Source organism: Sphingobacterium puteale (genome assembly GCF_050986225.1).
GTDB lineage: Bacteria > Bacteroidota > Bacteroidia > Sphingobacteriales > Sphingobacteriaceae > Sphingobacterium > Sphingobacterium puteale.
On sequence record NZ_CP158959.1, the window covers coordinates 2,567,953 to 2,593,438 of the forward strand.

A 25,486-nucleotide genomic window follows, 5' to 3' on the forward strand; every position below is an offset into this window, starting at 1 on the left:
TTTTTGGTCTTATATTGGCCAGTAGATAAGTGGCCTGTCCATTGGCCACAAACGCGGATCAAATAGCGCTTATCAACAATGATCGTAATCCCGATCCCAGATTAAAAGTAAAAAAGTGATCGCTTCTTAAGTTTCCGTAACTAAAATGTTATCCATGGATAATGAAGCTCAAATGGCGCTAAAAGCGACGAAAATAGAGATTGTATTGCGAGGAGGTAATATAGTTTATGTTTCTGTTAATCTAGTTTTAGTTTATCCCGTCGTTCTTCTTTAATTTTACTAACGTTAGCTATCAATGCTGTTTCGGCTCGTTGATATGTATTCCATTAGCTCAAGCATTGGAATAGCTGCACAACAATTATAAAATAAACCTAATAACAGAATAATATTGAATAGACCTTATTGCTATGAATAGAAAATTAATGGTATTAGCATTATTGGCCTTAATTATCGCCTGCTTTACAATATTTACATTTGGCAAAGAAGAAACAGTAGACTTTAGTGCGGATGTCAAACCGATATTAAATAAACATTGCATTGCTTGTCATGGTGGAGTGAAGAAAAATGGAGGGCTAAGTTTTCTTTTTGAAAATGAAGCTTTTGCCAAAGCCGAGTCTGGCAAACCGGCGATTATTCGGGGGGATGCGGAGCATAGCGAGTTTATGAAGAGATTGGTTTCTGATGATCCTGAATTGCGCATGCCTTATAATGCGCCAAAACTGAATGATGACGAAATTGATATTTTAAAGAAGTGGATCGACCAAGGTGCAAAGTGGGGTAAACATTGGGCTTATACTTTACCCGATGATGTCGAAGTGCCGAAACCATTTTCCCTGGCAGGACTTTTTGGCATAAAACCGAAAGGGGTGAATAACAACATCGACTATTTTGTGCAGGCCAAATTGAAGAGCAAGGATCTGTCTTTTTCGGATGAAGCCGATAAGAGTACTTTGTTGAGAAGACTTTATTTGGACCTCATCGGCATACCACCGACCTTAGATGAAATCAGCGCATTTATCGAGGATGACAGCGATGATGCCTATTCACGTAGAGTTGATAGCTTATTGGCTTCCTCTAAATACGGTGAGAAATGGGCTAGCTGGTGGCTGGATATGGCACGCTATGCCGATACCAAAGGATACGAAAAAGATGGGTCACGTAGTATCTGGTCCTATCGGGATTGGGTAATCAAAGCCCTGAACAAAGATATGCCATACGACGAATTTACCGTTGAGCAGCTGGCAGGAGATCTCTTGCCTCAACCGACCAAAGATCAGTTTATCGCGACGGCTTTCCATCGGAACACCATGAATAACGATGAAGGTGGAACGGATAGTGAGGAGTTTAGGATGGCGGCTGTACTGGATCGTTTAAATACCAGCTATCAGGTATGGTTGAGTACAACATTTGAATGTGTGCAATGCCATAGTCACACCTATGATCCTTTTAAATTTGAGGAATATTATAAATCTCTGGCATTTTTCAACAACACGCGAGATGAAGATACACAAGGTGATCATCCAAAACTACGTTTTTATACGGCACAGGATGAAAAACGTGTCGATAGCATCAAGCATTGGTTGGCAGTCAATGGCGATGGAAATGCGGTAAAATCTGCGGATCTTTTCCTGCATACGCTCGAGCCTAAGATTCATGCTCATTATAGCGATCAGATTGTAAACGGTGCTTTGTATGATACAAAATGGCTTGGTGTACGCAGCAGTGGCTCAGCCCGTCTAAAAGCAATTGCCCTGGATGGCAAAAGGCAGCTCTTCATGAATTTTTGGACAGATGCAGTTGGCGGAAAAATGGAAGTGCATCTCAATAAACCTAATGGGCCTCTGCTAGCCAATATAGATTTACCAAAAACCTCCGGTAGACAGGTTATCCAGGCAGCGATAGCACCGACAAGCGGTGTACACGACCTTTTTTTGGTATTTAAGAATCCAGCGGTTGCAGCTGGTCAACCGATTTGTATGATTGAATGGTTTGCTTTTCGGGAGGACTTTCCGATTGGAAAACCCGTGGAAAATCTAAACCTTCAGCGAACTTTTCTCCAGCTAGTTAATCTGCAACCGGAAAGTGTGCCCATAATGATTGAAAATCCGAAAGATATGCATCGGAAAACGAATGTATTCATTCGGGGTAACCGCCTGTCTCTGGGAGCAGAAGTACAGCCCATGGTGCCTGAATCGCTCAATGAATTTCCAAAAGGCGCTCCCCGAAACCGCATGGGATTTGCACAATGGATCGTCAGTAAAGAGAACCCATTAACCGCGCGGACCTTGGTTAACCGTGTATGGGCACAGTTGTTTGGCCGGGGGCTGGTGGAGCCATTAGGTGATATGGGGACACAGAGTATACCGCCAATTCACCGTGAATTATTGGATTATATGGCTCTGGATCTTATGAACGGGAAAAAATGGAGCATGAAAAAATTGGTTCGTGAGATTGTCCTTTCAGGTACCTATAAGCAGGCTTCAACGCTAAATGGTGATAAAGCGGAAAAAGATCCGCAGAACTATTATTTGGCGAGAGGGCCGCGATTTAGGCTTTCCGCGGAGCAGATCCGAGATCAGGCGCTAGCTGTCAGTGGCTTGTTAAGCAATAAAATGTATGGACCGAGTGTCATGCCCTATCAACCGGAAGGGGTGTGGATGACTGTATACAGTGGTGAGTCTTGGGTCAAGAGCGAAGGGGAAGATCAGTATCGACGTGGTATTTATACCTTTTTAAAACGTACGAGCCCTTATCCGTCCTTTGTTTCCTTCGATGCATCCAGTAGGGAAGTATGTCTTGTTGATCGCATACGGACAAATACGCCGTTGCAGGCTTTGGCCACCCTCAATGACCCCGTGTATCTGGAAGCGGCAAAGCATTTAGGAAATATCATGCTACAGGAAGGAAAAGGAAATACAAAAAAGAGCATCAGTGCCGGTTATCGAAGAGCAATGCTCAAAGAAGCTGATCCCAGGAAGATCGCCGACCTTGAAGCGCTCTACAAAAAAGCACTCTTGGAATTTAACAAAGCACCAGCATCTGCAGCGAAATATCTGGGCAGCGATTTGGCTAAGGAAAATACAAAAACAATATCATCCAAAGCTGCTTATATGTTGGTTGCAAATGCATTATTGAACCTGGATGAATTTTTAACGAAATCATAGGGGTGAGATTCAAAATACGTGACGGTAATAATCCCCGGAAGCTGAATCAACCGGGAATCGGGATAAACAAGAGATATGGTAGAATCGGTGTCATTCAAAAAGAGTTACATTAATGAAAGATCTGAATAAATTAATAGAAGAAGCGCAGCAATCTGAATTGAAGGCTGTGACAAGAAGACATTTTCTAAAAGATTGTGTTGCTGGTATTGGCGGCATTGCATTGGGAAGTCTTTTGGCAAGTTGCGGCGGATGGGACACATCCGGATCGAAAGGCAATTTGGATCTGAATGCTTTAAATCCGTTGATTCCCAAATCGCCCCATTTTCCCGGTAAAGCCAAAAGTGTGATCTATTTACATATGGCAGGAGCCCCTTCGCAGCTTGAATTGTTTGATTACAAACCTGCACTACAGAAATTACATAATCAACCCTGCCCGCAATCACTTTTGGCCGGAAAGAAATTTGCCTTTATCCGTGGGGTACCTAAAATGCTGGGACCACAGGCGACTTTCAAACAATATGGTGAAAGTGGAGCTTGGGTATCCGATCATTTACCTCATTTTAGTCAGGTGGTCGATGACGTCAGTTTTTTGAAAGCCGTCCATACGGATCAATTTAACCACGGACCGGCACAGCTGTTTATGCATACCGGAAGTGCCCGATTGGGACGGCCAAGCATCGGTTCATGGGTGACATATGGCCTAGGCTCAGAAAACAGCAATTTACCGGGTTTTGTGGTATTGACTTCTGGGGGTAAAACTCCGGACGCCGGAAAGAGTGTCTGGGGAAGCGGTTTTCTACCATCGGTCTACCAGGGGGTGCAATGCCGGTCAAAGGGAGACCCTGTATTGTATATTGCTGATCCTGAAGGAATGGACCGGGACATGAAGCGCAATCTTATCGACGCAATCAATAATGTTAACAAAACGGAGTATGACACATTTAAGGACCCGGAGACACTTTCACGGATTGCACAGTATGAAATGGCTTATAAAATGCAGGTCGCCGTACCCGAAGTGATGAATATCAACAATGAACCTGCCTATATCCATGAATTATACGGTACCGAACCCGGAAAGGAATCTTTCGCCAATAACTGCCTGTTGGCCCGCAAGCTTGTTGAACAGGGGGTGCGTTTTGTGCAATTGTTTGACTGGGGCTGGGATAGTCATGGCACAAATGCGGCAGACTCCATAGATCTTGGATTTCGAAATAAATGCCGTGAAATTGATCGCCCCATGACAGCACTGATCCTGGATCTAAAACAACGGGGCTTATTAGAGGACACATTGGTCGTCTGGGGTGGGGAGTTTGGACGGACGCCAATGCAGGAGAATCGTGACAATAGTGATATGCCATTCCTTGGGAGAGATCATCATACTGATGCCTATACCATCTGGATGGCAGGTGGAGGCATACGTAACGGCATCAGCTACGGGCAAACGGACGATATTGGTTTTGCAGGTGTTGAAGGCAGGGCCTCCGTACATGATGTGCATGCCACTATGCTCCATCTCCTGGGATTTGACCACGAAAAATTTACCTATGACTTTCAGGGCCGACCATTTCGTTTGACGGATGTGGAAGGTGAACTTATACAAGCTATTATTTAACGAATGAAACGATTACTAGTATTAATCCTTCTGATGGCCAATTTTTATACACTTCTGGCACAGCAACAAGAGAAATTACATATTAAGTACTATTGTACCAATTGGGGAAATACTGATTCCTGGGACCGCTTTTGTGAACGTGTGAAAAATGCGGGCTATGACGGGGTAGAAGCCTGGCTCCCCGGGGATCAGAAAGAACGAAAAGAAATGATTGATGCCTTGCAAAAATATGATCTGCGTTTAGGGCTTCTTTCCGGTGGTTCCGGAGCTTCGTTTGACCAGTACCGTGAAAGTTTCAAACGTAATCTGGAAGAAGCTGTAAGCATAAAGCCGGATTATATCAATTGCCATACAGGTAAAGAATATTACGCGTTTGAACAGAATAAGCAATTGATCGATATTGGTCAAGTGATTATGGAAAAATGGCGTATTCCGGTTTACCATGAGACACATCGTGGGAGATTTAGCTTTGCGGCACACCTGACCAAAGATTATTTAAAAAAAATCCCTGCTTTAAGGCTTGCTTTAGATATTTCACACTGGTGCAATGTACATGAGTCTTTGCTCGCTGACCAAGCTGAAGCAGTCTCTTTGGCACTCGCCCGGACAGAACATATCCATGCCCGGATCGGACATCCTGAAGGACCTCAGGTCAATGATCCTGCGGCACCGGAATGGAAAAATACGGTCAGTCAACATCTGGCCTGGTGGGATCAGATTGTTGCCCAACATAAACAAAGCGGAGCAAAGGTATTGACCATTACCACTGAATTTGGCCCAGCAGGTTATTTACCTACACTGCCTTTTACACAGCAGCCAGTGGCAGACCAATGGTCCGTAAATGTATATATGTTGAATTTACTCAAAGACAGGTATAAAGAATGATGGTTTTTCTTGAAGAATTGATGGCCTTTTTGGGACGGTTTCATTCCATCTTAGTGCATTTACCCATCGGAATTTTATTGATTGCATTTGTGATGGTATTTCTGGAGCTATTCACAAAAGAAAATCCATACCTGTTGGCGATTAGATTGTGCTTGTTATTGGGTAGTATGGCAGCCATGTTTGCCGCTCTTTCGGGATTTCTGCTTTCACGCAATGGCGGTTATGAAATCGACGTACTGAATTACCATCAGTGGCTGGGAATTGCTGTCGCCCTATGTAGTCTACTGCTTTGTTTCCTGTACCGCGAAAAAAGCGGGACACTACACTGGGCAAGAAAAATCGTACGTTTCCGTTTTTGGATATTTTTGGTCCTGGTCATATTACTGGGAGTCACAGGACACTACGGCGGTACCTTAACACATGGCAAAGGTTATTTTCTTGAAGCCATGCCACAGGCGATGAAAAAGACTTTTGGTGTGGAGGAAAGCAGTGATGAGCTTCTAATTGTTGCGAATGTACAAGAGGCTGCCGTATATGACGGTATTATACAACCTATACTCAAACAACGTTGTCAGAGCTGCCATGGTGATCGAAAACAGGAGGGAGGATTGGCCTTACAGACAAAGGAAAGTCTGTTAAAAGGGGGTGAAAATGGAAAGGTGCTGAAGGAGGGCAATTCGAAAGAAAGTGAATTGTATGCGCGACTGATATTACCGGAAGGACACAAAAAAAGAATGCCACCAAAGGGGCGTACACCTATCAGCGTCGATCAGATCAAATTGATTGCCTGGTGGATTGATCAAGGGGCAGGCTTCGATAAAAAAGTGAATCAACTTACACAGACGAAGGAAATTGCAGCGATATTGAAAAAACTTGAAACAGGAGAACAGCAGGCTTCGCAGATATTGTATGCTGATTTTCCCAAGGCACCCGATTTACCAAAGGATAAAGTTGATGCCTGGCAGGCAAAAGGTATTAAAATCATTCCTGTGGCTAAAGAAAATAATCTGGTGCTGGTCAATGCCATCAACTATCCACAGTTTAATGACAAGGATATGCAGGAACTTCTGGCCATTAAAGAGAATATCGTTCAACTGAAACTCGGGCATACCGCCATCACTGACCAGGCATTTTCTACGATAAAATCCATGCCTGTCATCTCACGTCTGCATCTCGAGAATACAAAAGTTTCCGACAATGGCCTATCACAATTGAAAGGACTGCAAAAATTGATCTACCTGAACCTGGTGGGAACAAAAGTAACCGCAAAGGGACTGTCGAAGTTGAAGGATATTCCTAGTTTGAAAAATGTATATATCTACCAAACGGGTGACAGGGACAGTGTGGCCTTAAAAGCATTACATGGTAAGGTGCACATCGATACAGGTAATTATCGGTTACCATTTATCGCTACGGACACGGTAAAGTTTTAAGAGGATAATAAGGGTGTTGGAACCTGACTGACCTATAGTGCAGCGATGCGATTGAATGGCGATAGGGTGTCCGATCTTTTCGGACACCCTATTTTTAGGTGTTGGGTATAAATATTAAGGATTATTTTCCGGTATTTTCCAATAAGGTGATCGCGTCATAAAGTACGCCGGCTTCGCCCCTAAAGGTTCCCGAACCCTCAGGTTTATTGTCTTTCGTGTACCATTCGTAGAAACCTTTATTTTTAATGACACGCGCCAACATGGGCTTGATCTGCTCATAAGCTTCCTGCTGGAACCCATTTTTAGCCAGTTGCTGGATCATTCTCCCTCCAAACCAAGTCCAATCTCCGCCATTTTGGTAACCATACGGATACATGCCTTTATTTTTGAAAAAACCTGCCGGATAAGTCGGATATACGGTTAATCCAATGGTGGCTGCTCCGGCATCTTTTACATTTTTGATCATCTTGTCCAGGGAAGTTTTGATCTGCTCTTTGTTAAGCAGGTTTGCCTCAATAGCAATGGCTGTTCCGCCGTGATAGTAGATCTGGTTTTCATCAAAATCTTTCGGAAATGGCGACCCGTTGATGTAGATGTGGGGGATGAATTTTTGATTTTTATCGTCCCAAAGATGTTTCATGGTATTGCTGGTAATCGTGGCCCTGACCTTACCCCATTTTTCTTTTTTATCAGGGAAAAGATCCATGTAATTGTCCAAAGCAATTAAAAACATGGCGTTATCATAAATATCCAGAGCAATATGAGAGTTTTTATCCAAATGGACCCCCCAATCGTGTTCTGGCTGCACATCACCCCAATCGACGGTTGTGGCTCCCCACAATAGACCATAAGTGGCATTATAACGTTTGTCCATTAAAAATTGCAAAGCCTGTTCCATCCGGTCTTTCACTGTTGTTTCGCCTATTTTTTGTACGAGAAAAGAGCTGTCCTTGGTTGCTACGATATATTTGTGGACTGCCTGGATCAAAGATGTTTCCTGATCGGTTTCAACCGTGTTTTTATGTGCGGCATATTCCGGAGCCAGTGGATTTGTGATCGTATAATAGTCGGAAACACCATTCTTTAAACTGGATTTTTTGACAAAACCGTCTGCGATATTTCCATCAGCTTCCTGTAATTTAAAAAATAGTGCCAATTGATCTTTGATCTGCTCGTGGGGGTGCACTTGGCTTGCTAAGGTAATAAAGGTATTGTAATCCCTGATCCATACTTCACTATAGCCGTCACCTGCATTGAATCCTGCTTTGATAACCTTGCTTGCCATATCTTTGACGAGTTGGAAGCTACTATCCTGTGCCACATTTTGCTGTGTGTCGCTTCCTGTGGATTTATTGCTACCACCATTGCAGGATAATAGCAGGAATGAAGTTGATAACGCGAAACATAAATTTCTCATGATGCTGTTTTTTCTATCGTTGTGTACTTATTATTAACATTTATGGTCTTTGACAAAAGACTGTATTACTTTCGCCCGAGCAGTTCCCAAGTTTCGGAGCGAATAGGATTTCGCAGCCGCAGGAACGGCGAATGTCTCGGCATAATGGAAGATTTTTTTCATGCCATTGGCAGTTGTCAGTTCTACCGCTTCCCCTTCAACGAGCATCATAATATGGCATTGGCCCTTTGTCTCAATCTTCACCTCGTCCATAAATTCGTACCTGTAAACATCATAAAAATGATCTTCATGTGTCGGCAAATGCACTTTTGATGTTTGGTCATCGAGTGTATAAACCTTTGGTTGGGACAGGAGCGTGTCTTTGACAACATCACCCTTTCGGTTAAAATTAAGATTGGCGAAAGCCCTGTCGATATTTAATGGACGTGGCTTACCGTCTAAATCGGGGCGTACCCAGTCGTACATCTTAAACGTGTAGTTGTAGGGGGTGGCGCTGATCTCCAGTACAAGGTTATTTGTCCCTGAAGAATGCACCGTACCGTGGGGAATTAAATATAACTGATGCTTTTGCGATTCAAATTTTTGAACGTACCTGTCGATGGCGATCGGTTCGCCCGTATGGAAGCTCTGTTCAAGAACAGCACGGAAGTTTTCCGCATCGATATCATCCTGAAATCCCAGGTAGACCTGTGCATCACCCTTTCTGTCAACAATATAATAGGATTCGTCCTGTGTGAAATTTTCACCAAATTCGGCTTTGGCATAACTTGGACTAGGGTGGCACTGAATGGAAAGATTGCCGCCATCAAAAGTGTCCAGAAAGTTAAACCGGATTGGAAACTCAACATCAAACCGTGGCTGCGCAGCGCCCAGGACATTTGAACTTTCCTGAAACATCAGTTGATCAAATGAAATTTCGAGCACTTGCCCATTGTTCTCAAGTAAAATGCCGTTTTCGGGGACAATCATTTCAAAAGACCACGCATAATTTTTGACCTGTTGATCAATACCCGTTAAATGTTCTTTCATCCATTGCCCGCCCCAGACTCCGGGTTCGAATGTTGGCCTTACCCGAAAGTAATTTTTAGACATTACATGCAAAGTTGCCTTTAAATCATTTCCTAAGATCCAAGGTAGATTTTCAGCGGATTGTTGATCGGCAAGAATCTCCACGCGTGATAATATCATCCGCTTATGTCGGTTTAGGAGTTCCCAATCGACAAAGTAATACCGTTTATAAAGCTCTTTTTGATCTGTTTGTTTCGCACAGGCCAGATTCCCGGCCAGTCCCGCACGCATCCGCTGAATAAGGATATTTTTGGGCAGGTCGATGTACATCACTTGACCTGATACGTCAAGGAATGCTGCTCCGGGGCCATAAAAAATAAGGTATTCATTGTCGGTAGCCTGGTTTAGCATTCCCCGCAGTGTAGCCAATTTGACCGTATCAAAGTATGCGATCAGTTCGAGTGGTGTTTTTTTTCCGAATAAAGGATCATTACCGCCAAGATAAGGAGCCACTTTCTCCTCGATCGCTGCTTCAGGGAGCAATGCTGTTTCTATGGAAACAAATCGCGCCGTTAATCCTCGCTTAACAAATTCCTGCTGGATATGCTGCATCGGTGTTTCCCAATTTACGCCAACAAATCCATCTATGCAGTGTATATGATTTTGGATCAGGTGATCGACCAACTCATGATAAGAGTTTGACAATTTGCCCTGAACTGGAAATGTAGGTAAGATGTCGTATTGAAAAGATGTTGTTTGAGTATTGGAATACATAGGATGTTATTTATTGCGTATGTAAAAAAATGACTAAAATAATAGCGGGTATTGAACGAAGTTATACGTTGTTATTCTGCTTTTTCTTTGATTTTTCAATCCAATATTTTTCGATTTCTTCCAAAGGTTTGCCTTTGGTCTCCGGTAAATATCCCAGCACAACGATAAAAGCTATCGCACAGAAAAAAGCAAATAACCAAAAGGTATAACTCGCTCCCCAAGATGCGAGCAAAATAGGAGTCAGCTGACCGACAATCGCATCGGAAATCCACATCACCATAATACTTATTCCCATTGCCCTTGCCCGTATGGCATTTGGGAATATTTCCGCCGCGACCACAAATTTTAACGGGCCGATAGAAAAAGCAAAGAAAAAAAGGAAGAGCAGGATGGATCCAATCAATGCAACATTGTTTGGTTGTTCCTGAATGAAAAGATATCCCGTTACAATCAGACTAATGGTGGCCCCCGATGTCCCTAAAATATATAAGGGTCTTCTTCCCCAATGATCTACTTTCCAGATGGCAAAGCAGGTAAATAGTACGTTCGCCGCACCAAAAAATAATTGTGCATGATAAGAATTTGCTAAGGAAATACCCGATTCCAACAATATGCTTGGGCCGTAATAGACGATGGCGTTGATTCCGCTCAGTTGAGAAAATAAGGGTAAAAATAGACCTAAGAAAAATGCGCTGCGGTAGATGGGCGAAAACAGCTCCTTCATATTTCCCTTGGCCGGGCTTGGTGAATCATACAGATCCGTTAAACCAAGTTTGGTACGAATAGCTGCGACCTCTCCGTCCCGCCCAATTTTGGCCAGCCAGCGGGGACTCTCAGGAATAAAATAAACCCCGAAACTAAGTAGGACGGCGGGGACTGCCCCAACTAGAAACATGCCACGCCAAAGCTCCGCCTGAGGCAATGAATGGAATTGAAGAATGAAATAGTTACTAATATAGGCAATCAGAATACCAAATGTAATCGCCAATTGATAACAGGTAACCGATCTGCCCCTGAATTTACTGGGGGATATTTCAGCAAGATAAAGAGGAACTACAATAGAAGCTATACCAACACCTAGTCCGCCAATACCTCGACTCGCGATCAATACAGTATAATTAGGACTGAATCCGCAGCCAATTGCTGATAATAAGAAAAGCAACGATGCAACGATAAAGGCTTGTTTACGACCATATTTGTCCGTAAAAGAGCCCGTAAAGAATACACCAATAATGCATCCGACCAGTGCTGAACTAACAAAAATACCTTCCTGCACGGGAGATAATCCAAAAAATGCCTTCACAAGCGGTAAAGCACCGGCGATAACAGCCATGTCGAAGCCAAAAAGCAGACCTCCCAGTGAAACAATGCATAAAATAAGGATAAAATTTTTAGACATAGCTGGTTTTATTAGTTTTATATGTATATACATACAAACATATATCTATTTTTTTAATTATCCAAAAAATCTTACTTTAGCCTAAGCAATATCATGTAATGAATTTAAAAATAGATCACAAAAGTCCAGTCCCACTGCATATACAAGCAGAAAATCTACTGCGGGAGTTAATAAAACAACCGGAATATATTGAGGGGAAAATGTTGCCCAATGAAATAGAGCTAGCCAAACGTCTGGCTATTTCCCGTTCTACTCTGCGTCTGGCGATTAATAAGCTGGTTTATGAGGAGCTATTGATCCGGAAGAAAGGTATCGGTACAAAGGTTGCAAGCACCAAATTCAGTTCGAAATCCAAAAATTGGCTAAGTTTTTCACAAGAAATGAAAAACCGTGGTATCGAGGTTAAGAATTTTGAGCTTCATGTGAGCTGGGTAGTGCCCGATAAGGCCATTACAAAATTTTTTGCGGTCGATGAAGATCAAAAGCTATTAAAGCTGGAACGGTTACGTGGTAAAAAAGATGATCCGTTCGTCTATTTTACATCTTATTTTCATCCTCGTATTGGACTGACAGGTGACGAAGATTTTAAACGTCCGCTCTATGAAATATTGGAGACCGATTACCATGTTGTTGCTGATCTTTCGCAAGAAGAAATAGACGCCGTTGCAGCCAATAAATTTATCGCAGACAAACTCGAAATCAATATTGGTGACCCGATCTTATCGCGTAAACGTTTTGTTTTCGATCAGTCCGGAAAGCCAATTGAATATAATCTGGGATTCTATCGCGCCGAGAGCTTTACCTATACCGTGGAGAGTCGAAGAGATTATTAATAGAAGAATTGATCCAGTTATCATAAGCTACTGGATCAATTCATCCGTAGATTGAATGTGGCTACTCGGCCGTTTCTGCGGCCCATTGACGGAGTAGTGCGATTGCTTTGCTCAATACACCTGCCGAGCCTTTGAATTTGCCCGATCCGCTCGGCACATCGTTTTTGCCGTACCATTCGTAAAAACCTTTGTTCTTCACCACACGATCAATCATTGGCCCTAACTCGTCGTAGGCTTCCTGATAAAAGCGGTTGCGTACTAGTTGCTGGATCATTCTACCGCCAAACCAGGTCCAGTCCCCGCCATTTTGATAGTGATAAGGCTCTGCCATCCAACCTTTGAAAAAGCCGGCTGGGTAGGTTGGATAGAGTGTAAGACCTATGCTCGGCATACCCGACAAACGGACATTTTCCAACATCTGTCTATTTACCGTTTTTATTTCGTTTCGTTTAAGCAGTCCGGCTTCGATCGCAATTGCCGTACCTCCATGGTAATGGATTTGATTTTCATCAAAGCCTTTTGGCAGAGGAGAGTGCACCCCAGTCGGCTGTCATGGCGCCCCAGAGGAGACCGTATGTCGCATTGAACCGTTCTCGCCTGAGGTAATTCAACATCAGCTGTATGCGTTCTTTGACCGAAAGTCCACCAATGGATTCGTCAAGAATGCCATAATCTTTGGTTTTCTGTATATACTTGCTCAGTAGCTGAATCAGCGAAGTCTCTTGGTCGGTTTCGACAGTATTTTTAAAGCCGACATGATCGGGTGCATTTTTCGAATAATAAGGTGTATCATCATGCCAGGTGAAATCTTTCTTGAGCACATAGCCGTCTACCATTTCACCATTAGGTTGTTGCATCTGGAAAAACAATAGGATAGCCCCGCGAACATCTGCTGCAGGTCTTTCTTCCAATGCCGTTTCAATAAACGTATTGAGGTCCCGTGCCCATATCTGCGAATAGCCACTTCCGGCATTAAATCCTTCTTTGATGACCTGTCTGGCTAGGCTATCCACATATTTTAACTTCGGATCGGCTAAAATGGTCTGCGCAAGCTTAAGTTGGTCTCCTTTCGATGGGATTCTTTGCTGCGCAGACAGACCGCTGCTAAAAAAGATAAGCGTAAGACCGAAAAACGTTAGGTTTCTTCTCATGGAACTTTTTATTAATTGAAGTGTTTATGCATTTCAGTAGTCCAATCGCAATGGTTCGTTAGATTATTTCCAGCGCATTCAATTTGGATTGATTTTTCTGACTTAAAACTTCTTGGTTATTATTTATTATGTATGTACAAACAAAGGTAAAAAAATAACTGCTCCATAAGGCCTTTAATGAGGTATAATTAAATTCGTATTTAAATTATTACAATATTGTGCTATTTTGACCTGCCTCTGCCTATTTTTTTTAATGATCTTTTTGCTTTCATGTTTATACATAGTTTTATTTTTTGTATGTTTGTTTTTGAACCTAATTGACAACGATGGCTAAGCATCTTATATTTTATTTTTTCTGCATGTTATCCAGTGTGCTACCTGCGCCAGGGCAGCAGAAAACTGATTTAACTACCTTGGTAAGACCTAATATTGGATCTGTGCATAGCCGGTATTTTTTTTATACGCCGGCGGCAGTACCCTTTGGTATGGCCAAATTAGCACCAAGCACAAATGGAAGTTATGGCAATAAGTCCGGTTGGGAAGCTGTTGGCTATGACGATAGACACAGCTCAATCGAAGGCTTTGCTAATTTTCATGAGTTTCAGATCGGGGGAATTGTCTTCGCTCCATCAGTAGGTGAACTCAAAACGACTCCGGGTAAACTGGAACAGCCGCAAAGTGGCTACCGCTCATCATTTGATAAAAAAGATGAATTTGCCACATCAGGTTATTATCGGGTGAAACTGAAAGATTACGGAATCCTTGCCGAACTAACGGCGACAAAAAGGGTCGGCTTCCATCGTTATACCTTTCCGAAAACAGATGCGGCCAACCTAATATTTGATATTGGACATGTGATGGGCGAGAGCGGGCCAGTGGTCGATGCTGAAGTAAATTACGAAAATCAATGTGTATGGGGATACGTGGTGACAAACCCGGTATATGTCCAAAAATATCAACAAGGCGCTACTGTAAAGATGTATTTCTTTGCAGAAGTCAGCAAGCGACCAAAATCTTACGGGACATTTAAGGACGACGCGATTTTTGAGGAAAAGAAGAACATAAGGGGGAAAGGAGCCGGACTGTTTTTGCGATTCGATACAGGGTCGGATGAATCCATCACCATCAAAACCGGTTTGTCCTATACCTCTGTAGATAACGCACGGTTAAACTTGCAGCATGAGGCAAAGGGGCTGACATTTGATAAAACGAAATCCGAAGCACTGAAGACCTGGAATAATGAAATGGGAAGGATATTGGTGGAAGGTGGTAAAAAAGAGGACCGCGTTAAATTTTATACCGGATTATATCATGCCTTACTTGGACGGGGCCTTGCCAGTGATATCAATGGGGCTTATCCAAAAAATGATGGCTCAGTAGGCCAGATTGCGTTAAATGCGCAAGGAAAACCTATACATCAGCACTATAATACCGATGCGATCTGGGGGGCATTTTGGAACCTGACACAACTCTGGTCCATAGCCTATCCTGATTATTACAACGATTGGGTACAGAGCCAACTCCTGGTATATCGCGATGCGGGCTGGCTTGGGGACGGTATTGCCAATAGTAAATATGTCTCCGGTGTGGGTACCAATTTTACGGGATTGGCGATTGCTGCTGCCTATAATGTCGGGATCCGGAATTACGACACGAATTTTGCCTATGAAGCTGTGCGGAAAAATGAACTAGAATCACAGGGGCGCATTCCGGGAGCAGGGAAGCTTGATGTTGGGGTATTTGTCGATAAAGGTTATTCACCCTATATTCAGGACAATACCAGTAGTCCCGAATTATTGACCACTGGATCACCTTTTGGTGCTTCCCATACCTTGGAATATGCATTTTCGGCCGCAGCTGCAGCGCAATATGCAAAATCACTGGGCCGTGATGCAGACTACAAAAAACTTCATGAACTTTCAACTGCCTGGAAAGGATTATACGATCCATCGACTAAGTTCATGCGGCCAAAAGACAGTTTGGGGAAATTTATTCCAAATTTTAATCCTTATCAACCTTGGCGTGGTTTTCAGGAGGGAAACGCCTGGCAGTATACGTTTTATGTGCCACATGTTCCGCAGGAATTGGTTAAGCTCGTCGGAAAGGATCTATTCAATCAACGCTTGGACAGTATATTTACAGTATCACAAAAGAATGTTTTTGGTGGTGGAACCCATATCGATGCCTTTGCTGGAATTGAAAGCTTATATAACCATGGAAATCAGCCCAACTTGCATATCTCCTGGTTGTTTTATTTCTCAGGGAGACCTGACCTGAGCCAAAAATGGGTGCGGGCGATTTCAAATGAATTTTATGGTACCGATCCTATACACGGTTATGGCTATGGGCAGGATGAAGATCAGGGACAATTGGGGGCTTGGTATGTTTTATCGGGGATCGGGTTATTCGACGTAAGAAGTCTAACGACAGAAAATCCGGCATTTCAGATCGGCGCGCCTTTATTTGATAAAATTACCATACAGCTTCCCAAGGCATTACGAAAAAATAAATTCACGATTCAGGTTGAAAAAGAGGCCCCGGATAGTTATTATGTTGATCAGATCCGACTGAATAATAAAGCCTGGACCGGATGGCAACTTCCCGTTGAACAACTGGTTAAAGGTGGTGTTATGACGCTGAGCTTAAAAAGTAATGCGCGTGGAAACTAAGTGGTAGACGAAGAGTTCTGAAGAGCAAATGAAAATTCTGCACCGGATAGCACATTTCAAAAAACCTTTGGAACGTATATAAAATAAAAAATAGGGGTGTCCAAAATGATCGGACACCCCGTAGGTAGGTTGGTTTGTTGATTGCCTACGCGATCTCTGCAATGAAATTGCCCTCTCGGTCCAAATCAGCCTTATGGGCAGCAATTTGTTGAAGATTAATGTGGCCAATTACATATTTGAAATCTGCTGCGTAATACCTTTCGGTGATCTCACTGAAATTTAATTTTTCGATCAGTTGATCGTCCGTGTATCTTAAATAGACCTTGATCAGATAATCCTGGCTATAATTTAAGGCACTGGATTCTAAATGCTTTTTATATTCATAGCGGTAGCCATAACGTAGTGCTGCAATGTCGGACAGTACTGCAGAACCTGTCGGATGCCCCCCGGCGCCTTTACCGTAAAAGAATTGTTCGTCCGCAAATGCAGCTTTGACCAGCACACCGTTATTTTCATTTTCTACGTTATACAATATGCTTTCTTTGCCTACCAAACGAGGCAGTACATAAAGCACAACTTTATTGCCATCGATCTCTTTGGCCGTAGGGATCAATTTGATTTTAAAGTTTTTTTCTTTAGCAAAACGAATATCCTGTTGGCCTAATTTGTCGATACCAATGTTGAATACATCATCTGGTTTAACATAGATCCCATAGGCGTGTGACGCGACAATACAGACTTTAAATTTAGGGTCATATCCACCGACGTCAAGCGTAGGATCTGTTTCTGCAAAGCCAAGTTCCTGTGCTTTTTTTAATGCATCCGCATAAAGCTGGTTTTCGTTGAAAACCTTGGAAAGAATGTAGTTGGAAGATCCGTTAAAGATACCGCTGACCGAATGCAGGAGCTCATTGTCGTAATATTCTTCCAGGTTACGGATAATAGGTATACTTCCACAGACGGCTCCCTCATAAAGCAGGCTCGTTCCATATTCATGTTGAATATCTACTAGCTCTTCAAGGTGACCGGCAATCATTTTTTTATTTGCGGATACTACATTTTTGCCTGATTTCAGTGCACGTACAGTAAGCCTATAGGCCGCTTCTGCATCATCGATCAATTCGACAACCGTGTTGATTTCCGGATCATCCAAAATCGCCTCCGCATCAGTTGAAAATAGTTCAGCGGGCAGTGAACGTTTTTTATCCGCATTTTTAATGACAAATTTCTTGATTTCCAGATTCAGATTTTTGGTTTTGATAATGTCGTAGAGACCTTGGCCGACAACACCAAATCCAAACATCCCTATCGTTAATTTATTACTCATATTTCTTCTTGTATGCTCTTATATTATTGTTTACTTCTCTTATACTAATTCGTTGATATACTCCTTCTTATTTTCTAAAAAGTTATGGATAATAGCTGACAGCCTTTTGGTCTCGATCAAAAAGCCATCGTGACCGAAGCTCGACTCGATCTCCCGGTAGCTGGCATTGGGAATATGTCGGGCAATAAATTTCTGTTCATCAATGGGGAACAATATATCTGTATTGACACCTAATACCAATGTTGAGCAGTCGATACCAGCGAGCGCTGCTTCCAGAGATACTCTTCCGCGGGCCAGATTGTGGCTGTCCATCGCTTTTGTCAGGTAAAAGTAGCTGTACGCATTGTAGCGTTTAACCAATTTTTCACCTTGATAATTTTGATAAGAAGCAGCTTTGTAATCATTTACTTTATTGTCATCGGTATCCCTTTGTGTATGATCATAGGTGATATAATTGCGATAGGACAACAGCGCGATCGAACGCGCGACTTTCAGCCCTTTCGCGCCGCCATCCGGATGATTGGCATAGAAAGTCCGGTCTGCTGTGATGGCTAAACGTTGACTTTCATTAAAGGCAATGCCCCAAGGGGAATGCACTGCATTTGTACCGACAACGATGAGTTGATTGATGGCAATCGTTTTGGAAGCGGCCCATTCCAACGCTTGTTGACCGCCCAGTGATCCGCCGATTAAAACTTCAATTTGGTTGATATCCAGATGTGCTGCGAGCAATTGATGGGCATTGACAAGATCTTTTACCGTAAATTCGGGAAAAGAAAGGTAATATGGTTGACCTGTTGCCGGATTGATGGATAGGGGATTGCTGCTTCCATAGGGCGAACCAATCACATTCGCACACACGATATAATAGTCATTGGGATTAAACAGGTCATCTGTCCCAAAAAGGCCCGGCCACCAGTCCAGCACATTGGCATTCGCTGTCAAGGCATGACAAACCCAAACTACATTGCTGCGATCTGCGTTCAGTTCTCCAAATACTTCATAGCTGATCTGTAAATCGATAAGCTCCCTGCCGTTTTCAAATACAAAAGGCTCCTGATGCTGATAAATATGCCTGCTCATGATGTTTAAATTTAGGAATGCATTTGATTATTTGATCTTTTCGAATGCCTGTTGCAGATCAGCTTTAATGTCATCAATATGTTCTATCCCTACTGAAAGGCGCAACAGTCCCGGAAATACACCCGCATTGGCCTGATCCGCATCACTTAATTGCTGGTGTGTTGTTGCTGATGGATGGATAATCAATGATTTGGTGTCACCTACGTTGGCCAAATGACTGATAAGTTCCAAGCTGTCGATAAAAGCATTTGCTTTTTGAGCAGCATCACCTTTCAACTGGAAGGAAAGGACAGCACCATAACCGTTTTTGAGATATTTTTGTGCATTGGCAAAACTTGGTGAACTTTTTAATCCTGGATAATTTACCTTCTCTACCTGAGGGTGGGCCTCAAGCCATTTGGCAACCTCTAAGGTATTGTCCACATGGCGTTGCACACGCAAGGACAATGTTTCAAGTCCCTGTAGTAGTAAAAAGGAATTGAATGGCGAAAGGGCCGGGCCAAAATCACGTAGACCTTCAACACGGGCGCGGATAGCAAACTGAATATTGCCAAAAGGTCCCTTTTCACCGAATACTTCTGAGAATACCAAACCATGATAACCTTCGGATGGTTCAGAGAATTGTGGATATTTTCCATTGCCCCAATTATAGTTTCCACCATCTACGATGACACCGCCGATACTTGTTCCATGACCGCCAATCCATTTTGTTGCAGATTCAACGACCACATGGGCGCCATATTCCAGTGGTTTGAACAGGTAACCACCGGCACCAAAAGTATTGTCGACAATTAGCGGTAAATCGTATTTTTTGGCAACAGCCGCTATTTTTTCAAAATCAGGGATGTTAAAACTCGGATTTCCGATCGTTTCCACATAAATGGCTTTCGTCTTATCGTCAATAAGTGCTTCAATTTTATCGGCTTCGGCATCTGTGGCAAAACGTGCTTCGATACCTAATCGTTTAAAAGCAACTTTAAACTGGTTGAATGTACCGCCGTATAGATTAGAGCCTGCCACGAAGTTATCTCCATTTTCAAGGATATTGTTTAACGCAATAAATTGTGCTGCCTGTCCGGATGCAACTGCTAATGCCGCAACTCCGCCTTCTAGTGCCGCGATACGTTGTTCGAAAACATCCGTCGTGGGATTCATGATCCGCGTATAGATATTGCCAAATTGTTTCAGCGCAAATAAGTTGGCTCCATGTTCGGCATTTTCAAAGACAAATGAAGAAGTTTGATATATAGGTACAGCTCTGGATCCAGTAGTAGGATCTGCCACTTGACCCGCGTGAACTTGTAAGGTTTCGAATTTTAGATTTTTGTTGGAAGACATAATATATCAGATTTTAAGGGTTCAAAAAAAGTATTCATAAGAAAAAAAGAAAGCATACACACCTGTTGAAAAGGTCTGCTAATATCGTGATCCGGGAAAAAGGAAAATGATTCTTAACAAGTTGGAAGGTGCGTATGCATGCGCATTCGCATAGACATGACCTTGCTATATGTCGCTTCTTTACCTGTTAGCGGGTTTGTCTGAAACAAACCTAGATTGTTGATGGTTTTCTGTAATGTAATAATCATTGTCTTATTTTATTTATATGCTCCAAAACGATATTGCTTTGGACAGGATTTGGCACCTTTTCAACCAAATTGAAGGTTGCCAGTGGGTCATAGAGCCAGTCTCTCGCCACTTCTTTATAAATCAAGACCTGCTGATTAAGGAAGGTGTTGATTAGAAATCTTCATCTGAAGACATTGCAAATATAAACTTCTTTTCTATTAATGCAAAAGAAAATCATTTTTTTAATTAAAACTATCTAATAAATACATCTTCGCCATCGCTCTTCTACTACCTTTTAGCGAGCGCGATATGTTCCGCAATTTGATCCAAATTTGTCAAAAGCGGTTTTAACTCATCTATTCGACTATAAATGTCGTTGTGTCCGACTTCCGGATTCTTTTTACTGATGGAAATGGAAAGTCCGACAAGATGCGAATTGACGCGATAGGAGAGTGCCTGAAAATGGTGAATATGGGACCAATCTATCCATTTGTGTTCAGGCTCTTTTTTCATTTGGTTGATGGAGTCCGAAAATAGGGCCATTGCTGTTTGCGCCTTTTTTCGCGCCAACCGGATGTCAAAAGAGCTCTGTAGATTGTCCGATAGGCGTTGGTTGATCATCTGGAAGTAATGTTGGTTGTAACTTGCAACCTCCCTAGCCAGATGCACTAAGCTTGAGCTTTGGCGAACGGGAATCAAGAAGTATCCAGCAATGGTCAGAAATGCACCCACCAATGTAAAAGCCATACGGCTACCCAAAATAAGATTGATATTACCTTCAAATAGGTTTAGCGCAATGACAACACCCAATGTAATAAAAATAACACTAACCATATAATTGGATCGGTTGAATAGAAAAAAGCCAAAAAGACCAATTGCTGATAGACTCAACAAGAAGGGGAGGCTCTCAAAGCATGCTAGGGAGGAGATGCCAATCAAAATACCTGAAAATGTTCCTACAATCCGTTCAATGTTGCGGCTTTTGGTCATCGAAAATGCTGGTCTTGCTACGATAGCGATCGTCAGCAAAATCCAATAGGTATATTTGAAATCCAGAAACAAAATGCCGATCGATGCACCAATACCAAAAAGTAGGGCCATACGTAGCGCAAAACGAAACAGCGGATTTTTAAGGTGAAGTTTGTTTTTAATCTCACCTAGACTGCCCAAGGGGCGATTGATAAATTGTTGATATTCCGCTGTATCTATTTTGTCCTGAATTTCCTGATTCTGATAAAAAGCAACCTGGATCCGACGCAGTACCTCAAGAATAGACTCCATATTGGTGATAATAGACCGTAGGATAGGGCCGGCTGGACCGGTTTGTTGCTGCTGAATGTTTTTAAGCTCGGTCAGGAGTTCATTCAGTTTAATTGTATTGTAATACAATTGCTGTGCATATCGGAATCTGATATGTGGTTGTGAAAAGCTATCAATTTCTAATGCCAATAATTTTATTGCACGACGGATTATAGGGAGGCTACCCGTATCTGCAAGATTCTTGCGGATTGCATCATAGTCATGGTCGAGTGCGATGATGAGTTCATGCAGATCAATGAGACCATAAACCTGACTCAGCCAATAATTACTTTTGGGCCATTGATGACCAATAATTCTTTTCTCGCGGAACAGCAATGAACGGATCTGTTCCTGTTGCTCACTGATCTGACCGTGGATTTTGCCCACGCGACTGTATGTAATGTCCAGCGGAATGTTGGGGTCATAGGACTGGGCACGGATCAGCAGGAATTGAGATAAGCCCTGAAAACCATTTGCCATTGCATGCTTCAAGGAGCGGTAGGGTCTTATATAAGCCTGTAGCAGGCTAAAAGCATAGTAAATCGCTGCGCCAGTCGTAATTTGCAGGCCGACCGCCAAGGGATGTTTTGGAGCTAGACCGATGACAAAACTCATTAAGATCAAAGTCATGTTGCCGATAGCAGCATATCGTGGTCCGAACAAACCATATAACGTAAAAGTAAATCCCGCCAAACTCAGCAGAATGACCAGAGGCCAATGGTAAGGAAAGAAGTAAGCTGTAAGAAATGACGCAAAAAAGAAAGTTGGAATGCATACCAGGGCTGAGCATAGTTTATCCTTTCGGTTACCGGGAGGATCAGTCAGTGTCGTTAACAAGGAGCCGACACCAATACCAATGGCAGTGCCTGCGGAAGTGCCCAATAAATAGATGGTCAGACTTGGAAGAATACTGATGGAGACATTACGCAAGGCATCACCAAAGTGTTCTCCTTGGATAAATCGCATAACTTGGCTATAAATACGGTAGAATCTTTTCTTTAATGATATAAAACCCATCAATCAGTTTACTAATTTTCGATACAAAAATACAAATATTATGCTTAATATTTTGTGTATTCATTTTATTTATTTTGAATACTATTGTTTTTTTAAATTTTTATTTTGAAACAGGTGCTATATGCAATCTTGTTCTCCGACGCCCTGAAAAAATGTACCGATATTTTTTTGGGGATGAAAAATATGCCGTGGTCGAGAAAACCTGAAAAGCAATTTACCGAGGTTATTTAGCCATCCGCCGACGATTTTTGGGTATACGTCTATTTCCCTTGGTCTAGGTGTAATGAATACACGATGTTTGTTGTCATCTAAATAAACAATGACGATCCAATTGATGGAAAAAAGAAATTATGTTATGAAACTAAATAAAAATAAACTGCTCCTATTCGCTACTATTATCATGCTATTTTCCTTTTTGGGGACTGTTTCTGCGCAATCGAGTGACGGAAAGTTAAATGCGGTTGTGGTCGGCCAAGATGGCGGACCGTTTGCTGGGGCGAGTATTTCACTGCTCCGTAATCCCGGGGGTATCCTGCTGAAAGGGACTGTGTCTAAGGAGAATGGAGGTGTTGAATTTTTGGGAGTATCCGAAGGTAAATATACAATGCAGGTTTCGGCGGTGGGGTATACGACTTACAGTTCCAGTGAAATAACCCTAAAAAAAAGTGAAATATTGTCTTTGGACACCATTCGTTTAGTGCCCGTATCAAAAGTGCTGAACGAGGCTCAGGTTGTTGGTAAGAAACCTTTGATTGAAAGTCAAATTGATAAAATTGTGCTGAATGTGGAAAATAGTATATTAGCGACGGGGAACAATGCATTGGAACTCCTGCAAAAAGTTCCGGGGGTTACTTTGGATAATAAGAAAATCAATCTCCGCGGAAAAAGTAACGTAATTATTATGATTGACGGCAAGCCTACTTATCTTTCGGCGGATGAAGTTAGCCGACTGCTGGAAAATACGGCTTCAAATTCAATTACATCAATTGAAGTGCTTACCAATCCACCGGCTAAATACGATGCTGCCGGTAATGCAGGCATTATCAATATCAAAACCAAAAAAAATACACAATTTGGCAGCAATGTTAGCCTGAATCTGAATCTGGGGCAGGGGAAGTATACGAAAGGTGACGGCGGTTTCTTAGTCAATCATCGAAATAGTTGGGCGAATATTTTCGCTTCCTATAATTATAATAACAGTTTAGGATTTAATGATTTAACAATCGATCGCTCTGTCAGTGATTCAATGGGGACCACCTATTTCAATTCAGATTCTTACTCGAAATTTCGTTATCGTGCGCATAATTTTAAATTTGCTGCTGATTTTAACCTCGGCGAACAGCAGGTGTTGGGTTTTGTTGTCAATGGTAATGTCAGCAGCGGCAACTCAACACGACAAGGGGATAATCTGATTGCTTCACAAAAAGGAAAATTGGACTCCGTAGTACAGGGAAGTAACTTTTCGGATTTTGCCTATCATTACCTGGCTTATAATCTCAATTACAAAAAGACATTCGATACCCTGGGGACTGAACTAACAGCCAATGCAGACTATTCCTATTCCAAAAATCACGATAACAGCATGATGAAAAATCGTTTTCTGGATCCGAATTGGGTGGAATTTAAGGCGCCAAATGTATTCCGAAACGATATGTTATCCAACACCAAAATTTTAGTTTTCAAAACTGATTTTATCCATCCCTTTGATAAAACGACAAAATTCGAAGCAGGTTTAAAATACAGCCGTGTGAAAACAGATAATAACCTGGTCTATGAGGATCAAAACACAGCCGGGGAATTCGTCCCAAATGAAGATCAGAGTAATCAGTTTTTATATAACGAAAACATTGCGGCGGCATACCTTACCTTGAATAAATCCTTTGGAAAGTTCTCTGTACAAACGGGGCTCCGTGTTGAAAATACAAGTTCATTGGGCAATTCAGTAACCTTAGGGCAGCAGACAAAACGTAATTATACGGATTTCTTCCCCACGGTATTTATACAGCAACAGATCAACGACAATCATAAGCTTGGTCTAAGTTATAGCCGAAGAATAGACCGGCCGGATTATGGTGCACTTAATCCCTTTGTCTACTACCTGGATCAATACACCTATCAGTACGGTAATCCCTATTTGAATCCACAATATACCAACTCCTACGAGCTGAATTACACCTTTAAGGAGCGTTATTTGTTGAGCCTTGGCTACAAGAGGACAAACGATGCGATCACCCAGGTAATTGAGAGCAATTCAGAAACCAAGGCCATTGCACAGACAGATCGAAACCTGACCTATTTCGACTATTATAATATGAATATCAATATACCGGTTAAAGTGCTTAAATGGTGGACTACTTCCAACAACGTGACTGCGTTTTATAGCAAATATAATTTTGATGAGCGTTCGCGTGCTCAGCGGCAACTGGAAAAACTATCTTTTCAGGTGAGCTCCAATCACGATATCCGTATTGGAGAGACAACCAATTTGGAACTGACCGCCAATTATTTCTCTCCGGCTGTTTATGGTGTATTTAGCTTTAAATCTTACTATGGGGTCGATCTTGGAGCAGGGAAAACATTTTTCGACAAAAGGCTGAATGTCAAGTTGGCGGTAAACGATATTTTGAATACCAGAGGCCAACGGCGGTTGTCCAGTGTTCAGGAAAACGGATATTATCGCATTCGCAATGGATATGATAGTAGAGTGATCCGGCTTTCACTTTCTTACCGTTTCGGAAACATTAATATTAAATCCGTGGATAAGCGGGCCGGAAATAATGATGAGGATAACCGGTTGAAAAAATAGCGGCCGGTAGGGTTTTGTTCAAATCAACTGTCGGTATATAAAA

Annotated in this window: 17 protein-coding genes and 1 riboswitch; of the genes, 7 read left to right on the plus strand and 10 right to left on the minus strand. The window is 42.3% G+C overall.

The genetic code is table 11. From position 1 onward, the window contains the following. The first annotated feature begins 407 nt into the window (after positions 1–407). The 4 genes from ABTV71_RS10745 to ABTV71_RS10760 all read left to right on the plus strand — a co-directional run bounded on the left by ABTV71_RS10745 (position 408) and on the right by ABTV71_RS10760 (position 7,094). Complete coding sequence (locus tag ABTV71_RS10745; RefSeq protein WP_433903172.1) at positions 408–3,164, plus strand: DUF1553 domain-containing protein; 2,757 nt, start codon at positions 408–410, stop codon at positions 3,162–3,164. Positions 3,165–3,276: 112 nt separating this feature from the next. Further along, entirely contained in the window at positions 3,277–4,776 is a 1,500-nt protein-coding gene (locus ABTV71_RS10750) for a DUF1501 domain-containing protein (protein ID WP_433903173.1), read from the plus strand. Between the two features lie 3 nt (positions 4,777–4,779). After that, positions 4,780–5,661 carry a sugar phosphate isomerase/epimerase family protein gene (locus tag ABTV71_RS10755; protein WP_433903174.1) on the plus strand — a complete coding sequence of 294 codons (882 nt, stop codon included), beginning with the start codon at positions 4,780–4,782 and terminating at the stop codon, positions 5,659–5,661. Beyond that, complete coding sequence (locus tag ABTV71_RS10760; protein ID WP_433903175.1) at positions 5,658–7,094, plus strand: c-type cytochrome domain-containing protein; 1,437 nt, start codon at positions 5,658–5,660, stop codon at positions 7,092–7,094. The genes ABTV71_RS10755 and ABTV71_RS10760 overlap by 4 nt, the downstream gene beginning before the upstream one ends. Before the next feature lie 121 nt (positions 7,095–7,215). On the opposite strand, the gene ABTV71_RS10765 is transcribed toward ABTV71_RS10760, so the two are convergent. The 3 genes from ABTV71_RS10765 to ABTV71_RS10775 form a co-directional block, all read right to left on the minus strand. Next, positions 7,216–8,511 (minus strand): hypothetical protein, encoded by a 1,296-nt coding sequence (locus tag ABTV71_RS10765; protein ID WP_433903176.1) that lies wholly within the window; start codon positions 8,509–8,511, stop codon positions 7,216–7,218. Between the two features lie 33 nt (positions 8,512–8,544). After that, a complete protein-coding gene (locus ABTV71_RS10770) occupies positions 8,545–10,293 on the minus strand; it encodes a class I mannose-6-phosphate isomerase (RefSeq protein ID WP_433903177.1) in 1,749 nt (582 codons plus the stop codon). A gap of 61 nt (positions 10,294–10,354) precedes the next feature. Then, positions 10,355–11,692 (minus strand): sugar porter family MFS transporter, encoded by a 1,338-nt coding sequence (locus tag ABTV71_RS10775; protein WP_433903178.1) that lies wholly within the window; start codon positions 11,690–11,692, stop codon positions 10,355–10,357. Between the two features lie 98 nt (positions 11,693–11,790). Here ABTV71_RS10775 and ABTV71_RS10780 point away from each other — a divergent pair, with 98 nt between their 5' ends. Beyond that, the gene (locus ABTV71_RS10780) at positions 11,791–12,525 is read left to right on the plus strand and encodes a GntR family transcriptional regulator (RefSeq protein ID WP_121121833.1); all 735 of its coding nucleotides are present in this window, start codon (positions 11,791–11,793) and stop codon (positions 12,523–12,525) included. 61 nt (positions 12,526–12,586) lie between these two features. Here the strand turns inward: ABTV71_RS10780 and ABTV71_RS10785 are convergent, their stop codons facing one another. Both ABTV71_RS10785 and ABTV71_RS10790 read right to left on the minus strand, forming a co-directional pair. Further along, positions 12,587–13,063, minus strand: coding sequence for a hypothetical protein (locus tag ABTV71_RS10785; protein WP_433903179.1), 477 nt, complete (start codon positions 13,061–13,063; stop codon positions 12,587–12,589). Then, complete coding sequence (locus ABTV71_RS10790; protein WP_433903180.1) at positions 13,035–13,676, minus strand: hypothetical protein; 642 nt, start codon at positions 13,674–13,676, stop codon at positions 13,035–13,037. Before ABTV71_RS10790 ends, ABTV71_RS10785 begins: the two co-directional genes overlap by 29 nt. A 326-nt stretch (positions 13,677–14,002) precedes the next feature. Between ABTV71_RS10790 and ABTV71_RS10795 the strand changes: the two genes are divergently transcribed. After that, positions 14,003–16,345 (plus strand): GH92 family glycosyl hydrolase, encoded by a 2,343-nt coding sequence (locus ABTV71_RS10795; protein WP_433903181.1) that lies wholly within the window; start codon positions 14,003–14,005, stop codon positions 16,343–16,345. A 145-nt stretch (positions 16,346–16,490) separates the two neighbouring features. Here ABTV71_RS10795 and ABTV71_RS10800 read toward each other — a convergent pair whose 3' ends face one another. From ABTV71_RS10800 to ABTV71_RS10820, 5 genes are all read right to left on the minus strand, one after another. Beyond that, complete coding sequence (locus ABTV71_RS10800; protein ID WP_121121837.1) at positions 16,491–17,672, minus strand: homoserine dehydrogenase; 1,182 nt, start codon at positions 17,670–17,672, stop codon at positions 16,491–16,493. 39 nt (positions 17,673–17,711) lie between these two features. Continuing rightward, the gene (locus ABTV71_RS10805) at positions 17,712–18,755 is read right to left on the minus strand and encodes a homoserine O-acetyltransferase family protein (protein ID WP_433903182.1); all 1,044 of its coding nucleotides are present in this window, start codon (positions 18,753–18,755) and stop codon (positions 17,712–17,714) included. 27 nt (positions 18,756–18,782) lie between these two features. Next, positions 18,783–20,093: an O-acetylhomoserine aminocarboxypropyltransferase/cysteine synthase family protein gene (locus tag ABTV71_RS10810; protein ID WP_104382377.1), complete on the minus strand. Its 1,311-nt coding sequence runs from the start codon at positions 20,091–20,093 to the stop codon at positions 18,783–18,785. 113 nt (positions 20,094–20,206) lie between these two features. Continuing rightward, complete coding sequence (locus ABTV71_RS10815; RefSeq protein WP_262707622.1) at positions 20,207–20,341, minus strand: hypothetical protein; 135 nt, start codon at positions 20,339–20,341, stop codon at positions 20,207–20,209. 10 nt (positions 20,342–20,351) lie between these two features. Then, positions 20,352–20,464, minus strand: a riboswitch (SAM riboswitch). A gap of 145 nt (positions 20,465–20,609) precedes the next feature. Next, the gene (locus ABTV71_RS10820; protein ID WP_433903183.1) at positions 20,610–22,586 is read right to left on the minus strand and encodes an FUSC family membrane protein; all 1,977 of its coding nucleotides are present in this window, start codon (positions 22,584–22,586) and stop codon (positions 20,610–20,612) included. A gap of 406 nt (positions 22,587–22,992) precedes the next feature. On the opposite strand from ABTV71_RS10820, the gene ABTV71_RS10825 reads away from it, so the two are divergent. Continuing rightward, positions 22,993–25,443, plus strand: a complete 2,451-nt coding sequence (locus tag ABTV71_RS10825; protein WP_433903184.1) for a TonB-dependent receptor domain-containing protein — start codon at positions 22,993–22,995, stop codon at positions 25,441–25,443. Positions 25,444–25,486: the final 43 nt, after the last annotated feature.